Annotated in this window: 15 protein-coding genes, 1 other RNA gene and 1 pseudogene; 3 read left to right on the forward strand and 14 right to left on the reverse strand. The window is 48.1% G+C overall.

The features are described from left to right. Positions 1-592 precede the first annotated feature (592 nt). Positions 593-1,159 carry a type IV toxin-antitoxin system AbiEi family antitoxin gene (gene abiEi / locus LOZ86_RS04985; protein ID WP_039513221.1) on the forward strand — a complete coding sequence of 189 codons (567 nt, stop codon included), beginning with the start codon at positions 593-595 and terminating at the stop codon, positions 1,157-1,159. A 183-nt stretch (positions 1,160-1,342) separates the two neighbouring features. Here the strand turns inward: abiEi and LOZ86_RS04990 are convergent, their stop codons facing one another. The 10 genes and pseudogenes from LOZ86_RS04990 to LOZ86_RS05035 all read right to left on the reverse strand — a co-directional run bounded on the left by LOZ86_RS04990 (position 1,343) and on the right by LOZ86_RS05035 (position 6,290). Then, a complete protein-coding gene (locus LOZ86_RS04990) occupies positions 1,343-1,627 on the reverse strand; it encodes a type II toxin-antitoxin system RelE family toxin (protein ID WP_039486183.1) in 285 nt (94 codons plus the stop codon). After that, positions 1,617-1,868, reverse strand: coding sequence for a type II toxin-antitoxin system Phd/YefM family antitoxin (locus tag LOZ86_RS04995; protein WP_005973616.1), 252 nt, complete (start codon positions 1,866-1,868; stop codon positions 1,617-1,619). Before LOZ86_RS04995 ends, LOZ86_RS04990 begins: the two co-directional genes overlap by 11 nt. A gap of 261 nt (positions 1,869-2,129) precedes the next feature. Then, positions 2,130-4,457, reverse strand: coding sequence for a phage/plasmid primase, P4 family (locus LOZ86_RS05000; RefSeq protein ID WP_230242918.1), 2,328 nt, complete (start codon positions 4,455-4,457; stop codon positions 2,130-2,132). 10 nt (positions 4,458-4,467) lie between these two features. Next, positions 4,468-4,809, reverse strand: a complete 342-nt coding sequence (locus LOZ86_RS05005; protein ID WP_230242919.1) for a DUF5375 family protein — start codon at positions 4,807-4,809, stop codon at positions 4,468-4,470. Then, positions 4,806-5,072: a hypothetical protein gene (locus LOZ86_RS05010; RefSeq protein ID WP_161546823.1), complete on the reverse strand. Its 267-nt coding sequence runs from the start codon at positions 5,070-5,072 to the stop codon at positions 4,806-4,808. Before LOZ86_RS05010 ends, LOZ86_RS05005 begins: the two co-directional genes overlap by 4 nt. Next, positions 5,069-5,263 (reverse strand): hypothetical protein, encoded by a 195-nt coding sequence (locus LOZ86_RS05015; protein WP_005973630.1) that lies wholly within the window; start codon positions 5,261-5,263, stop codon positions 5,069-5,071. The genes LOZ86_RS05010 and LOZ86_RS05015 overlap by 4 nt, the downstream gene beginning before the upstream one ends. Next, positions 5,256-5,453 carry a host cell division inhibitor Icd-like protein gene (locus LOZ86_RS05020; protein WP_039488123.1) on the reverse strand — a complete coding sequence of 66 codons (198 nt, stop codon included), beginning with the start codon at positions 5,451-5,453 and terminating at the stop codon, positions 5,256-5,258. The genes LOZ86_RS05015 and LOZ86_RS05020 overlap by 8 nt, the downstream gene beginning before the upstream one ends. A gap of 44 nt (positions 5,454-5,497) precedes the next feature. Then, a pseudogene (locus LOZ86_RS05025) lies at positions 5,498-5,800 on the reverse strand (ash family protein); the annotation flags it as partial. An 8-nt stretch (positions 5,801-5,808) separates the two neighbouring features. Next, positions 5,809-6,033 carry a hypothetical protein gene (locus tag LOZ86_RS05030; RefSeq protein ID WP_015841426.1) on the reverse strand — a complete coding sequence of 75 codons (225 nt, stop codon included), beginning with the start codon at positions 6,031-6,033 and terminating at the stop codon, positions 5,809-5,811. Then, positions 6,030-6,290 carry a helix-turn-helix transcriptional regulator gene (locus LOZ86_RS05035; RefSeq protein ID WP_039488126.1) on the reverse strand — a complete coding sequence of 87 codons (261 nt, stop codon included), beginning with the start codon at positions 6,288-6,290 and terminating at the stop codon, positions 6,030-6,032. The genes LOZ86_RS05030 and LOZ86_RS05035 overlap by 4 nt, the downstream gene beginning before the upstream one ends. Positions 6,291-6,825: 535 nt before the next feature. On the opposite strand from LOZ86_RS05035, the gene LOZ86_RS05040 reads away from it, so the two are divergent. Further along, positions 6,826-7,629: a hypothetical protein gene (locus LOZ86_RS05040; RefSeq protein WP_039485093.1), complete on the forward strand. Its 804-nt coding sequence runs from the start codon at positions 6,826-6,828 to the stop codon at positions 7,627-7,629. Continuing rightward, positions 7,626-7,874 carry an ogr/Delta-like zinc finger family protein gene (locus LOZ86_RS05045; protein WP_039516605.1) on the forward strand — a complete coding sequence of 83 codons (249 nt, stop codon included), beginning with the start codon at positions 7,626-7,628 and terminating at the stop codon, positions 7,872-7,874. Before LOZ86_RS05040 ends, LOZ86_RS05045 begins: the two co-directional genes overlap by 4 nt. A gap of 260 nt (positions 7,875-8,134) precedes the next feature. On the opposite strand, the gene LOZ86_RS05050 is transcribed toward LOZ86_RS05045, so the two are convergent. The 4 genes from LOZ86_RS05050 to smpB all read right to left on the reverse strand — a co-directional run bounded on the left by LOZ86_RS05050 (position 8,135) and on the right by smpB (position 12,706). Then, positions 8,135-10,384: a hypothetical protein gene (locus tag LOZ86_RS05050; RefSeq protein WP_111778634.1), complete on the reverse strand. Its 2,250-nt coding sequence runs from the start codon at positions 10,382-10,384 to the stop codon at positions 8,135-8,137. Positions 10,385-10,390: 6 nt separating this feature from the next. Then, on the reverse strand, positions 10,391-11,614 hold the full coding sequence (locus tag LOZ86_RS05055) for an integrase domain-containing protein (protein WP_039485086.1): 1,224 nt from the start codon (positions 11,612-11,614) through the stop codon (positions 10,391-10,393). A 198-nt stretch (positions 11,615-11,812) separates the two neighbouring features. Beyond that, positions 11,813-12,175: a transfer-messenger RNA gene (gene ssrA / locus LOZ86_RS05060) on the reverse strand. A 48-nt stretch (positions 12,176-12,223) separates the two neighbouring features. Next, positions 12,224-12,706 (reverse strand): SsrA-binding protein SmpB, encoded by a 483-nt coding sequence (gene smpB / locus LOZ86_RS05065; protein ID WP_230242922.1) that lies wholly within the window; start codon positions 12,704-12,706, stop codon positions 12,224-12,226. Positions 12,707-12,726 lie beyond the last annotated feature (20 nt).

Genomic DNA, 12,726 nt, shown 5'->3' on the forward strand with positions numbered 1-12,726 from the left:
GGTTACATACGGTTGGGGAAACATATTCACGATGGTTGCTTAAAGGTTGCTAAGTTCCAGCATTGCTAATTCCTGATCTAAAAGTGGGATGACATGTACCCGCTTCATTTTCATGGATTTTGCTGGAATACGCCATTCTCTCGCATCCAGATCGATCTCTTGCCTGCGAGTATCGGAAGCCTCACCGTTTCCAGATTACCTCTGTCTTGTATAGGTTGGATAGCCTACACGCAAGGTCCGTGTTTTAATGTTTGTGATACTTGTTTCGCCTATGGTAGGAAAGATTCTAAGGACACAAAAAATCGCTGGGGGAATCTGAATATTCAACGTAACGTTATGATATTTATGTTTTAAATGTGAACTCAGACTTTGTTGGTATACCTAAACGTATACCAATACTGAAAAGTGATAGGGCTTTTTGCTAACGTTCTCACCCTGTGAAACCCACCTTTTTGTCACCTAAATCTATGACTATTCTTTGGTAAGTACACACGAATGTCATTTATTGGTGTCATTCGTGTGTACTTGACGAGGGTTTTTATTCAAGTATACGTGAATGACGCAATTATATGGTTTTCATGTGGACTTATAAATGAACAGGATCACTGCTATTGAGCGTTTAAACGCATTCGATAAGCAAGGGCGTTATGTCTTCACCTCCCGTGATTTAGCCAAGATTTTCCATGAGGATACGCCAAGAGCGTTTAATGCCGGGCTAAATCGTTTGGTAAAAGATGGCATCCTGACCCGTGCTATTCGCGGCGTGTACGTTTATAACCATGCCAAAAGCAAAGATGCCTATACGCTTGAACGCATCGTGTTAGCGCTACGCCGTGGTGAATATAACTATCTTAGCCTCGAATCCGCCTTGTCTGAATATGGCGTGATTTCTCAAATCCCGATTGACCGGATCACGGTGATGACCACCGGACGTTCCGAAGAACATAAAACGCCTTTTGGGGTGATTGAATTTACCCATACCAAGCGGCCACCAGAGCAGATTTTGCAGGATACCTATTTTGGCAATTCTCCGTTACGGCAAGCGACGAAGAAAACCGCTGTGAGGGATTTACGCCGCGTTGGACGCAATACCCATCTGATTGACGAATCGGAGCTACATGATGAAGGAGATGACGGAAAAGCGCCGTTCGTCATGTAACCGTCAGTAGCCAAAATAAAAAGATTTTGCACAAAACTGTTCACCCTCTTCGCCAGTGGTTTTTATTTTTAATAATCAATAGATTAATGGGTGATGAGTCGGTGAACAGGTGACGAGTTACTTATCACCTTGATGGTAGGTATGCTGCATAGCAAGGAAGCCGCGAGTTTAAGACATCCGCGTTTATAGTCGGTCTTTCGCTGTTTTATAAACTTCTGAGCGTTCCCGTTTACCCACAGCTAAAACCAGCACCACGATCTCATGCTTGATCACTTGGTACACTAGCCGATAGCCAGCGGAACGAAGTTTGATTTTGTAGCAGTCGGCCATTCCATGAAGTCGGTTGGCGGGAACGTGGGGATTTTGTAAAACCTCTTTCAACTTTTTGGTGAACTGCTCCCGCACGGGCGCACCCAGCTTCTTAAATTCTTTCAGCGCGTGCTCTTCAAACTCCAGCTTATAACTCATCCAGATCGACCTTCACACGTTTCCCCTTCATCCGGGAACGGGCGATTTTGGCAAGTTCGATATCTTCCTGATAATCGGCCAGTGCTTCCCATGTTTCAGGGGAAACATAATAGCCAGAGATACGGCCATTAGTGAGCACCGCTACAGGCTCGCCGTTAGCTTCTTTCAGCGCGGCATTGGGCGATTTTTTAAAGTCGCTGATACTTACGGCAGCATTCGCAAGGATAGGTTGTACGGACATAATCAGCCCCTTTTAAGTATGACATTTGATACTGAATTTAGCACTTAATCAAAAAAGCAGCAACATCACGGTATAAACGTGATGCCACAATAAAAAGATTTTGCACAAAACTGTTCACCCTCTTCACCACAGATTTTTATTTTTACTAATCAATAGATTAATGGGTGATGAGTCAGTGAACAGGTGATGAGTCACTCGTCACCCTTTGAAGTATCTGGACGTAAAAAAACTGGCCGAAGCCGGTTTTGTCGTTTCTGGTGTCTACCTCGCTGACTCACATTTGGGCAGCCAGTCAGCGTCTGATTCGTCTTTCAGCTCTAGATTGGTCTGTATGCCCTGCTTGGTTCTGCCCTTGAGGTAACTCTGCCCGTATTCCGACATCATGTTAGGCAGCACCTTACCAAAGGCCGTCAGGCTGATCGGCTTCTGGTGGCCGTGCGACTCCATAAAGGACAGGTAGGCGTGATACAGGTATTTACGCGGGTTGCGTGGCGTGATGTTGGCGTTACCCATATACAGCCCGGTGGTGTCGCCGTGCGCCAGCAGGTAGCCGCAAAAATCAACCAGCGGGTCAGCCTGCCGTTTGATTTCCAGTGCCTCAGCGGAGTGTTGCTGTGCCTGTAACAGCGTCCGGGCGTCGTTTGGCTCTTCAAAGCGTTTCATCAGGTGACGCACAATCACCGCCAGTTCAGCGCGGATTTTCTCTTTCAGCTTGGGATCGCGTTCACTGGCCGGGATGGTTTCGCCGAAGTGGATAATCACCCGGCGACGGGACACGCCGCCGCTGCGGTCACTAAAACGCATCGGCGAGTTATTGACGGCCAGAATCACCGCCGGTATCCGGGTTGAGTAAGCATCACGGTATTTCGGGTCAACCATCACCGCATCGCCGCCGGTAATCGCCTTGATACCAGCACCGTCACCGCTCCATTTCTCTTGGTCAGGCAGTACGATTAACGAGAAGCCGATAATCGACGAACGTTCACGGGATGATTCAATGGTGTTGATGGTCGCCGCCGTGGCGTTATCGTCCCCGGCCAGCATGATGGCGATTTCCGCCAGAATACTTTTGCCGCTGCCACCGGGGCCGGTGACTTCAAGGAACAGTTGCCAGTCGTAGCAGTTCGCCAGCACCATAAACAGCGCGGCCAGAATGCGCTCCTGTTTATCCGCGTGATTCCCGGCGGCACGGGTCAGCCAGCGCCAGAAGTGCGGCGCGTTGTCGGCAAGGTTTTCCCCGGCCTTAAACGGGGTGTAATCCACGTCATTGACGGTATGTAACCAGTGCTCCCGGCGATGAGGTCTAAATTCACCGCTGACGGTATCAAATACGCCGTTACGAAAGCCGATTAACCGGCGCTGGGGTTCAGCCTGCATCGGAACAATCAGTTTCAGGGTGTTTATCACACTGTCTATACCCGCTGCGGTAAAGGGTGCCTGTATCTTCTGAAACAGCGCGGCGATATCCCGGCTTAACAGACGATGGGGAAGGACTTTCCATGCGCCGTTCTGATACTGGAAGAACGTTTCCCCGAACGCATCAATTGCCAGCGTGTCGCTGTAGTGTTCGCGTATCTTCTCCGCTTTCTCGCTGGCGCTCATGGCCTTGAATTCGGCTTCGCCCAGCGACTCAAACGGGCTTGTTTTTTCCGGCAGGGTAAAGGCATGCAGATGCTGCCGGGTGGCATCGGCACCCTCGGCAAGATACACATCATTCCAGTCACCAAACACCGGCGGCAGCGCGACACGGCCATTGACAGCAGAGGCGGCTTGTTCGGCTTTGGTCTGGCCGGTGCCGTTCTCGTCCCGGTCAGCGGCTATCAGCAACATGACCGCCGGGTGGCGGGTTTTCAGCTCACGGGCAAGGGACGGCAGGTTGTTCGCGCTGAGCGCGACATACACCGCATCGCCGGTTAACTGATGCAGCGTTAAGCCGGTAGCGTAGCCCTCGGCCAGCCAGATAACGCTTGCCTGTTTGCCGCTGAAACAGTGAAAGGCACCTTTCACCTGTCCGCCTTTTAGTGTGCGCTTGTCGCCCTGCGCGTTGATAAGCTGGAGATTCACCACCTCCCCCTCTGGTGTGGTCAGCGGCACCAGTACATCGCCGGGCTGATAGGCAATACCGCCCACGCGCAGCGGTTTACCCTGTAGGGTGGGCACGGCCATGTCCGGCCAGCCTTTGGCGCTCAGATAGGTGTTACCGGACTGTATCACCGCCTCTTTCAGTTTTGCCTGTGCCTGAACCGCCGCCCGTTGCCGGGCGGCCTCGCTGTCTGCGTCGTCAGATGTTGGCGCTGTCGGGCTGTCCGGCAGGTCGCCCAGCCATGCGCCTACTTTCAGGGCGGCTTCTGTCGGCGTCAGGTTCAGGGCTTTCTCAACCAGATTCAGGCCATCCCCTGCACCGCACTGGTTACAGAACCATGTGCCGCACCCCGCTTTGTTATCGAAGCGGAAACGGTCTTTGCCCTTGCACATCGGGCAGGCGGTATGCTGCCCGGTGGCATCAATGCGAATACCCACAGCCGGGAGCAGTTGCGGCCAGTGGCCGCTGGCGCGTTTCACGGCCTGTGTCACGGTAAGGTGTGCCATGCGTTGCCCCTTAATGCAGTGTGGTGGTTGGGGTCGCCGCTGTCGCGCACTGGCACAGCTCCCCCCTAATGATGTGCCCCAGCGCGGTTAACCGGGGTTTATCGGTCAGTAACGTGGGTTGCACCATATCGCCCAGCATGGCACAGGCGATTTCCATCCCGGTGGCGGTGCCGTGCTCACGCACGTGTGCGCCCTCCAGCTCCAGCGCAATGGCGATTTCCAGTTCGTTTAAGTTGCAGTTCAGGGCAATGCCGGTTTCCCGGCAGTTATCCAGATAAGCCTGTGCCACAGCGCGGCGGTAGACGGCTGTACGCACTTCCAGCGGAATACAGGACTGATTATTGATATTCATTGTGCTGTCTCCCGTGTGGTGAAAAGGTGGGCTTCACAGTGGGTCATGACGTGGCCTATCTGGTCAGTCAGCAGCGCCACCAGTGCGGCCATATCATCGGCCGGTAACGTATTGGGCTTGGCGGCGGTCATGCCGCATTGCTGAGCGTCCAGCATATCGAGAAACATCACACCAACGCGGTGCGCATGAGACAGGCGCAGATAGTCAGCGTGGGGAATGGGATAGGTATCCTGATTATTGAGACGGGCAGCTAAGGTATTCATGCGCTCACCCCGTTGTCGGTTTCAGGCGCTTCCGGGCTTTGCAGCGTCACGGCCAGCAGTTCCAGCCGTTCAGCCAGTACAAACGTCAGCACCTCTTTGGCTACAGGATTATCCAGCTCGATGACGGCGTGGGTCAGGGCGCGGCACTGGTCGGCGATTTCATCAAGGGTCAGCGGGGTAGAATCAAACATGGCTAACCCCCTGAACAGGCAGACGGCCAGCAAAAGCCAGTACATAGTCACGTGCCAATAAACGGCGGGCGCTGATTTCATCCGGGGCGATAACGGCTTCACGGTGCGGTAAGGCGCGTAATTCAGCGCGGCGCACGGCCAGAAACAGAAAGGTAAATTGCGGGTGTGACGGGGTGAGGGTCGTAGCCATGAGACATATTCCTTTGTTAGCTGATTACAGCTACCACCGGAAACGCCAATTTCAAGGGTGGTAGCCCAGACAGGGTTGGCGTAACCGGTAACAAAGGAAACCGGCGCTTCCGAAGAAGCCCCTGCCTGAGCCACCATTGTTCTGATGCTAAAGCGGGAAAGGATCCGCTGCACAACATATAGGTGTACTAAGACATCGACATAAAAAAACACGCATGGCGCGTGTGGTGTCGCCTTTGTTATTTCCGGGACGCCAATCCCGGCTACCGATTTTGCGGCAGCGACGAAACTATAACGCCAAAAAGCCCCGGCAGGCAAGCCGGGGAAAGGGATAAATTGCGCAGTCATGAACAGCCTCAGCAGTTGGTCAGCGCATCACCAGCACGGGATGCACAGTAACGCCGGGGTGAATCAGAGGCGGCGGGCGTTGGTGCAATGCTCAGCAGCAATGCGCCGAAACGCTGTTCACGGGCGGCAATAGTGGCCGGGTTACGAATGGCGGGCAGCAGTTGATCGCACAGACTGAGGGCTTCCCGTTCATCGAGTGTGACCGACTGACCGGCGATAGTGAAGGTGATCATGCGTGGTTCTCCTGTTGGCGGGCGGCGATACGCTCGGCCACCCAGTGATGAATTTCGGACTCAACCCATGCGACGTTCTTCCCACCCAGCGGAACACGGGCAGGAAAGGCTTTACGGCTGCTCAGTTCGTACAGCGTCGAGCGGGAAATGCCGGTGACGTGCAGCACTTCCGGCAGGCGCATTAAGCGCTCTCTGGCCGGATGATGTGGCATCGGGGGCATTGCAGGAATGGGGGCTGGGGGGATGGCTGACAACATGTGGCGCTACCTCGTTAATGTCCGCCCGGCTCTGGCCGGATGGCGCTGGATTTCTCTGGTAGCTCGCTATTATGTGAATATTTTCAGGGCTGGCAACAAGGGGCTGTTGTGTCATTGGTGAGCAAAAAACAGGCTTTTTTTGCCACCGGATTGTCATTGTTTCTCTTAGTTTTCCTTTGTTTCTCATTTGAGAAAAGTCTACGTGTTTATGGCTATTAATCACTGCGCTATCTATAGGAAATAACATCGTAAAACATGCTAGCCAGAAAAAAGGCTCAAAAAATCGGGTGAACAGTGTGAACACTCGGTGAAGAGTTACTTATCAACTGTTCACCCCTTTATTTATTGATTTATCTATTCTTTCTTCTCAGGTGAAGAGTAGTGAATAGTTTTATAAAAGAGTTGGTTTTAAATTGGGGAAACCGCCTAAGGGTGAGATTGTTTTGTGTGGCCGATGGCAGAACAGGCTCAGATAGCGGGGGTTGTGTGGTGAGCGGCAGAATAGCTTCAGGTTGAAAACACAGAGAACCCGATAATGAAAACTGACATGCTTACCGCAGTACTGAAAACCATTGGCAGCACCCGGGATGAGAAAACACGTAATCTCATCGACAGTGCTCTGAACGTCATGAATGAAAAGGCCAGCCATAACGCCACCGTCAGCACAAACAACGCGCTGGAGTCATTCAGCCAAGCAAAAGCCGCCCACACGGAGAATATGTTGAAACTGAACGATATCGGCGCAGCCATTACCCACAGTGAGAAAGAACGCCATAATGCCCTAGAGGAAAGTGCTGAGGCAGATCATAACTGGCGTACCCGTTTCCGTGAATTGCGCGGTGTGATGACCCCAGAATTGAAAGCTGAACACGGTAAGCGAGTGGCCGGTCGTGAGCTGGCAGAAGAATTCACCACGCTGATTGCTGAACTAGAGGCCGAAAAATCTCGTGCCATGCTGGCCGCCTGCACATCCGGAAAAGCTTACGTCAATTCCCATCTGGAGGCATTCTCCGTCTACGCTCAGAGTGAATGGACGGCAGCGATGAAAAATATTAGCCCTGCTATGGTACGGGCTTTCGCCCTGCGCCTGCGTGAGCTGGAAATGAGAGGAGAGGAACACCCCCATAACACTCTGTTTCAGGAACTGGGTGCGCATGTGCTGACCCAGAGCCACTATTACACCTTCAATATGGAACAGGAACCGGTTATCTCACAGCTTAACCTCCACCGTCCGGCACTCACCGGCGTTGATATGGATCTCTACAAAAGTCCGGCGCGTCAGATGGTAATGAACAAAGAGTTGGCACAGAAAAACAAAACACAAGGGGCGAAGCCATGATGCACTGCCCGTTCTGCGGCCACGCTGCCCATGCCCGCACCAGTCGCCCGTTATCGGAGAACGTCAAACAACGTTATCACCAGTGCCGGAATATTGAATGCTCAGCAACTTTCCGGACTCTGGAATCGATAGAGGAAATTATTCAGCCATCCAACCGAAAAGATCTGCCAGTGCCGGATATTCCGTTATCACCAGCCATGCAGAAAAAATATAAAGGTTATCCGGCCTCATCCCTGCGTAATTAATTAGCCAGATTATAATTTCATTATTTCCAATATCAGAATGTCGCCCGCCATTGCGCGGGCTTTTTTGCGAGCTTTTTTCTCTGGCTAGCGATTTTTTGACCGTGCATGCATACGGTGCATGGAATTGCATGCAATACTTCCCCCTGAATCTGCCCTACAGCGCCAGTACTGGCGCGGCCTGAGCGCTTCCATGCAACTGCATGAAAAGCGCTACATAAAGCGGGCAGGCGTGGCGGGGATAGCATTGCGCGCTAGGGGCTTTAATCTTCCGCGCCTAATAAAATTGGACCTTCGTAAAATTTTCCTGTTCGATAATTTACTTCAAAATAGCTATATAGCCTCTGTGGGTGATCGTTAAATAGCTCATCTTTGGTAATTATGAATACTGGGATAGATAAGTTTTTTTTAGTTATATATTCTTTTATTTCAATTATCTTTTCGTCTGAATAAGTTAGTAAGCAAGATAGAATTATGAAATCACTGCCGATAACTTGTGCAGTATTGATTAGTTCATCTATCTGTCTTTTAGTAAATGAACTATTTGATTTGCATTCACATAATCCTAATTTTTTTCCTATTTTTATGAAAAGGTCTATGTCTGATATTAATTCACCGTTTTTAAAAATTTCATAATTTGATTCGTAATTAAAATGACTATATTTTTGCTTATGAATATGATTTATTAGGAGTGCAGTAGATAGTTGGCCTTGATCAATTGCTCGGCTTACTAATTGATTTAGTTTGTAATGATCGCTTTGTATTTTCCCTTCAATGAATACAGGTATTTTCACTGAATTTCCGCACTCTACACAATAATTATCTCGTTGAAATGACTCCAGAGAAAACCAAAGAATTGCAGAGCAGTGGTTACATTTGAAATTTTTCCCGCGTAGAAATATTTTTTTATCACAAAGTGTCTGAAGGTTTGGTGAGAATTTTTCAAATTCATTCTTATTGAGCTGTAGTTTGCTAATTATAGTTTCCATTGTCACTACAGTTGGTGTGAATGATATTTCACCTCTTTCTTTTAATGTTCCAAGATATGCTATTAAATCATCATCGGATGATATTTTTTCAAGTTCTGGTAGAGCTTTTTTTATTAATTGTTTGGTTCTGGTATGTGGTGTCAGAGATATAAGAAGATTAAATGTTTTCTCATTGCACAATAAATACGCATTATCTATTCCACCAATAATATTTATTAATTGTTCGAGTATATATGTTTTAGGTGTTTCTTCAATAATTAAGTCAAAATGTGCAAAGTGATGTTTCAGTAATTCTTTAAATAATGGTAGTTTAAAAGACTGTGTGACTCCCGACGTCTGATAGGGGGTGAAATGTGAAAAATATACAGAAAGCCCCAATTTAGATAGGCGTGTGAAGTATTCAGGAAATGCTGATTGATCAATTAATTTATCACTAAAGTGATGGCCGAGAAAATATTTTTTAGGGTATAGAAATTCAGATGGACCTCTTATTTCAAATACATAGCCGCCTCCAAATCCAATATCAGAAAACGTTTTCTCATTCGGATGGGTTAGTAGTTTTTCTTGAGAGTTTGTTGTAATATATTGATCGTGCTCAAAGTTAATCCACCTTTCAGTGCCACCATGGAAATAATACTTATCTGCTACAATGTGTTCATTATCAGGATAGATATTTGATATGTGTTTTCTATCTTCTTCATTTGAAATAACTATTGTTACGTCTTTAGTGATCGTTTTTCTATTTTTCTCTGAAACATCTATAGGAATCCATGCAAGTTGCGATGAATTATAAATGCATCTTATATTCCAAAAATATAATATGAAATCTAAATTTTCTTTTCTTGAAATAAATGCATATTTTTTTCCTTTTTCATGAAAGAAATTTTTAGGGTTGTAATTGATATCAAAAATACTAGAAGAGCTACTATATGCAGAACCTATACTATTAGTTAGGTTATGGTATTTTATATCATTATCGAAAAGAACTTTATAAATATCAGGCAATTCATCAACACAGGATACGATAACTTCTTGAAAAATTGATGGCATCCTTTTCAATTGAACAAGGTTTTTTTTGTTTAGTACTCCATAATTCAAAGCCAAAAATAATGATTCTGGAGTAGGTTCAAGTTTTGAGTGTGAAAAAACTTTTTTTGGGATTAACGTAGGGTCTTTAGACGCCAGATAAGGTGTTCCTGTGAAGGTGAATATTGGTGATCCGAATTTATTTAAATTATAATTAGAGGATTTTGAATTGTATGTGATGGTGTTAAAATGTTCAGATAAATCTAAGTCATTCAGTATGGAATAATTAAGAATGACGTCTGGGTCGTAACGATTTACAAACTCTTTGGTGTTTTGTGAAAATAATTTATTATTAGTGGGAAAAATTAAGTTTATAACGCCATCAATTTCAATCATTAGATGGTTGAAAATATCGGAAAAGGTTTTTATATCGTTCTCGTCAATAATGAAAACTTTGCGGACTGGCCTGATTTTTGTAGTTACGAAGGAATCAAACATACATAATTAATCCTTGTTAGGTATAATCTTTAGGTTAACAAAAGGAATATTAACTTTATCTCCCCACCAACTCATTAACTCAACTCTTTGTATTAAATAAGTCGAACGATTATAAGCTCTCCGAACTTCATTTTTATCGCAATGCGCTAACGCCGCTTCAATCACATCAGGATTAAAACCGGCTTCATTCATGGCAGTGCTGGCTATTGAGCGTAAACCATGCGCCACCAGTTTTCCACCGTAGCCGATGCGTTTTAACGCGGCATTCGCGGTCTGGCTGTTCATGGGTTTTTTAGGATCGTTACGGCTGGGAAATACGTGTTCGCGGTTGCCGCTGATAGGGCGCATGATGTCGAGCAGTTCCAGTGCCTGATCGGAGAGCGGCACGATATGATCGCGCTTGGCTTTCATTCGTTCCGCCGGAATGCTCCACGTTCTTTTCTCAATATCAATCTCTGCCCATGCTGTGGCGGAGGCTTCCGCCGGGCGAATTAGCGTCAATAGCTGCCATTCTAATAAGCAACGGGTCGGAATGGACAGATTAGACATGGCGATGGTGCGCATCAGCTTAGGAAGTTCTTCTGGTCGGATAGTCGGCATATGCTGCTTTTTCGGGCGTTCAAAGGCCATACCGATGCCAGAGGCTGGGTTAGCGTCAATCAGCCCCGTGTTTACCGCATAAACCATGATTTCATTGATACGCTGTACCAAGCGTCTGACGGTTTCTAGTGCGCCACGGGCTTTAATCGGCTCTAACGCCTGTATCAGTGTGCGGGCTTTGATTTCCTGTACCGGGATATTCTCAATTGCCGGGAGCACATCTTTTTCCAGTGAACGCCAAATGTCTTTAGCGTGATCGGCGCTGACATTCGTCTGTTTCAACGTGAACCAGTTACGCGCCACATTGATGAAGACGCTTTCTACCGCGATTTGCGCTTCTTCGACTTCTTTAGCCACTTTTTCCTGTGGATCGATACCTTTGGCTAACAAAGAGAGTTTCTCGTCTCTCATTGCGCGGGCATCAGCTAACGACAACGCCGGGTAAGCGCCAAACCCAATCATGGTGCGTTGGCCGGTTGTTGGTTTCTGGTAACGGAACCGCCACAGCTTTTTCCCGCTGGTTTTGACTAAGAGAAATAACCCGTTGCCGTCATGCAACGTCAGATCTTTGTCTGTCGCTTTGGCCTTTTGTACTTCAGTGTGGGTGAGGGGGCGGGTTGTCCGTGCCATGAGGGAATCCTTTGTCATTGGTATACACATGCAATTGGTATACGCCTTTTGGTATATATCCTACCGTATACCAATTCGTATACCAATAATCTCTGGATTCAGGCGAATAACGTCGGACAATGACGGACACAAAAAAGCCCGCAGGGCTTGTGCCGTGCGGGCTTTCTGGATTTCACCGGACGTATCCGGATCATAATGTGGTGGAGCTGGGGGGATTTGAACCCCCGTCCGGAACCACTCTACCGTCGGTACTACATGCTTAGTCTATCTTTACATTCGCTTGCCAGCTGCGAATAGACACGCCACTAACAAACTAGCCTGATTAGATTTAGTGCTTCAACCCCAGGCAAGGCATCCACACGATCTCTTTTGGGTTTGACCTCTCTTGATCCCCGTCCTAAGAGCGGAGGCTAGGGAGAGAGGGCTCAAAGCAGGTTATTAAGCTGCTAAAGCGTAGTTTTCGTCGTTTGCGACTATTTTTTTGCGGCTTTTTACGAGGCCAACCGCCCCTCGGCATGCACCTTGGGCTTTGCAAATCCCGTCGAATCCAGAATCAGCCCCAAGAAACTGTCGCCAGTATACAGAACTTACCGTTGTTAAGCCAGTGGCTTAGCGATTGGCGTTCTTCATGATACGGGCTTTGTCTAACTTCCATTCACGTTCTTTAATGTCATCACGCTTGTCGTGATCTTTTTTACCTTTCGCCACGCCGATTTTGACTTTGCTCCAGGCATTTTTCCAATACATGGACAGCGCAACGACCGTGTAGCCGTCGCGACTGACGCGGCCAAACAGCGAATCCAGCTCGCGTTTGTTGAGCAGGAGTTTGCGCGTGCGTATGGGATCGCACACAACGTGTGATGAAGCCACGTTCAGCGGCGTGATCGTTGCGCCAAACAGGTAAGCTTCACCGTTCATGAAGGTGACATAGCTGTCGCTGAGGTTTGCTTTGCCTGCGCGCAGTGATTTGACTTCCCATCCGTGCAGCGCAAGGCCTGCCTCAAATTCTTCCTCAATGAAGTATTCGTGACGGGCGCGCTTGTTCTGCGCAATGGTGGCGGAACCGGGTTTGTATGCTTTTTTCTTTGTCATAGTGCCGTCATTATACTGGA

The organism is Pectobacterium parvum, assembly GCF_020971565.1.
Classification (GTDB): Bacteria; Pseudomonadota; Gammaproteobacteria; order Enterobacterales; family Enterobacteriaceae; genus Pectobacterium; species Pectobacterium polare.

Excerpts from the sequence above, each read along its gene's own strand:
- abiEi (WP_039513221.1), top strand. The coding sequence starts at position 593 with ATGAACAGGATCACTGCTATTGAGCGTTTAAACGCATTCGATAAGCAA.
- LOZ86_RS04990 (WP_039486183.1), bottom strand. The coding sequence starts at position 1,627 with ATGAGTTATAAGCTGGAGTTTGAAGAGCACGCGCTGAAAGAATTTAAG.
- LOZ86_RS04995 (WP_005973616.1), bottom strand. The coding sequence starts at position 1,868 with ATGTCCGTACAACCTATCCTTGCGAATGCTGCCGTAAGTATCAGCGAC.
- LOZ86_RS05000 (WP_230242918.1), bottom strand. The coding sequence starts at position 4,457 with ATGGCACACCTTACCGTGACACAGGCCGTGAAACGCGCCAGCGGCCAC.
- LOZ86_RS05005 (WP_230242919.1), bottom strand. The coding sequence starts at position 4,809 with ATGAATATCAATAATCAGTCCTGTATTCCGCTGGAAGTGCGTACAGCC.
- LOZ86_RS05010 (WP_161546823.1), bottom strand. The coding sequence starts at position 5,072 with ATGAATACCTTAGCTGCCCGTCTCAATAATCAGGATACCTATCCCATT.
- LOZ86_RS05015 (WP_005973630.1), bottom strand. The coding sequence starts at position 5,263 with ATGTTTGATTCTACCCCGCTGACCCTTGATGAAATCGCCGACCAGTGC.
- LOZ86_RS05020 (WP_039488123.1), bottom strand. The coding sequence starts at position 5,453 with ATGGCTACGACCCTCACCCCGTCACACCCGCAATTTACCTTTCTGTTT.
- LOZ86_RS05030 (WP_015841426.1), bottom strand. The coding sequence starts at position 6,033 with ATGATCACCTTCACTATCGCCGGTCAGTCGGTCACACTCGATGAACGG.
- LOZ86_RS05035 (WP_039488126.1), bottom strand. The coding sequence starts at position 6,290 with ATGTTGTCAGCCATCCCCCCAGCCCCCATTCCTGCAATGCCCCCGATG.
- LOZ86_RS05040 (WP_039485093.1), top strand. The coding sequence starts at position 6,826 with ATGAAAACTGACATGCTTACCGCAGTACTGAAAACCATTGGCAGCACC.
- LOZ86_RS05045 (WP_039516605.1), top strand. The coding sequence starts at position 7,626 with ATGATGCACTGCCCGTTCTGCGGCCACGCTGCCCATGCCCGCACCAGT.
- LOZ86_RS05050 (WP_111778634.1), bottom strand. The coding sequence starts at position 10,384 with ATGTTTGATTCCTTCGTAACTACAAAAATCAGGCCAGTCCGCAAAGTT.
- LOZ86_RS05055 (WP_039485086.1), bottom strand. The coding sequence starts at position 11,614 with ATGGCACGGACAACCCGCCCCCTCACCCACACTGAAGTACAAAAGGCC.
- smpB (WP_230242922.1), bottom strand. The coding sequence starts at position 12,706 with ATGACAAAGAAAAAAGCATACAAACCCGGTTCCGCCACCATTGCGCAG.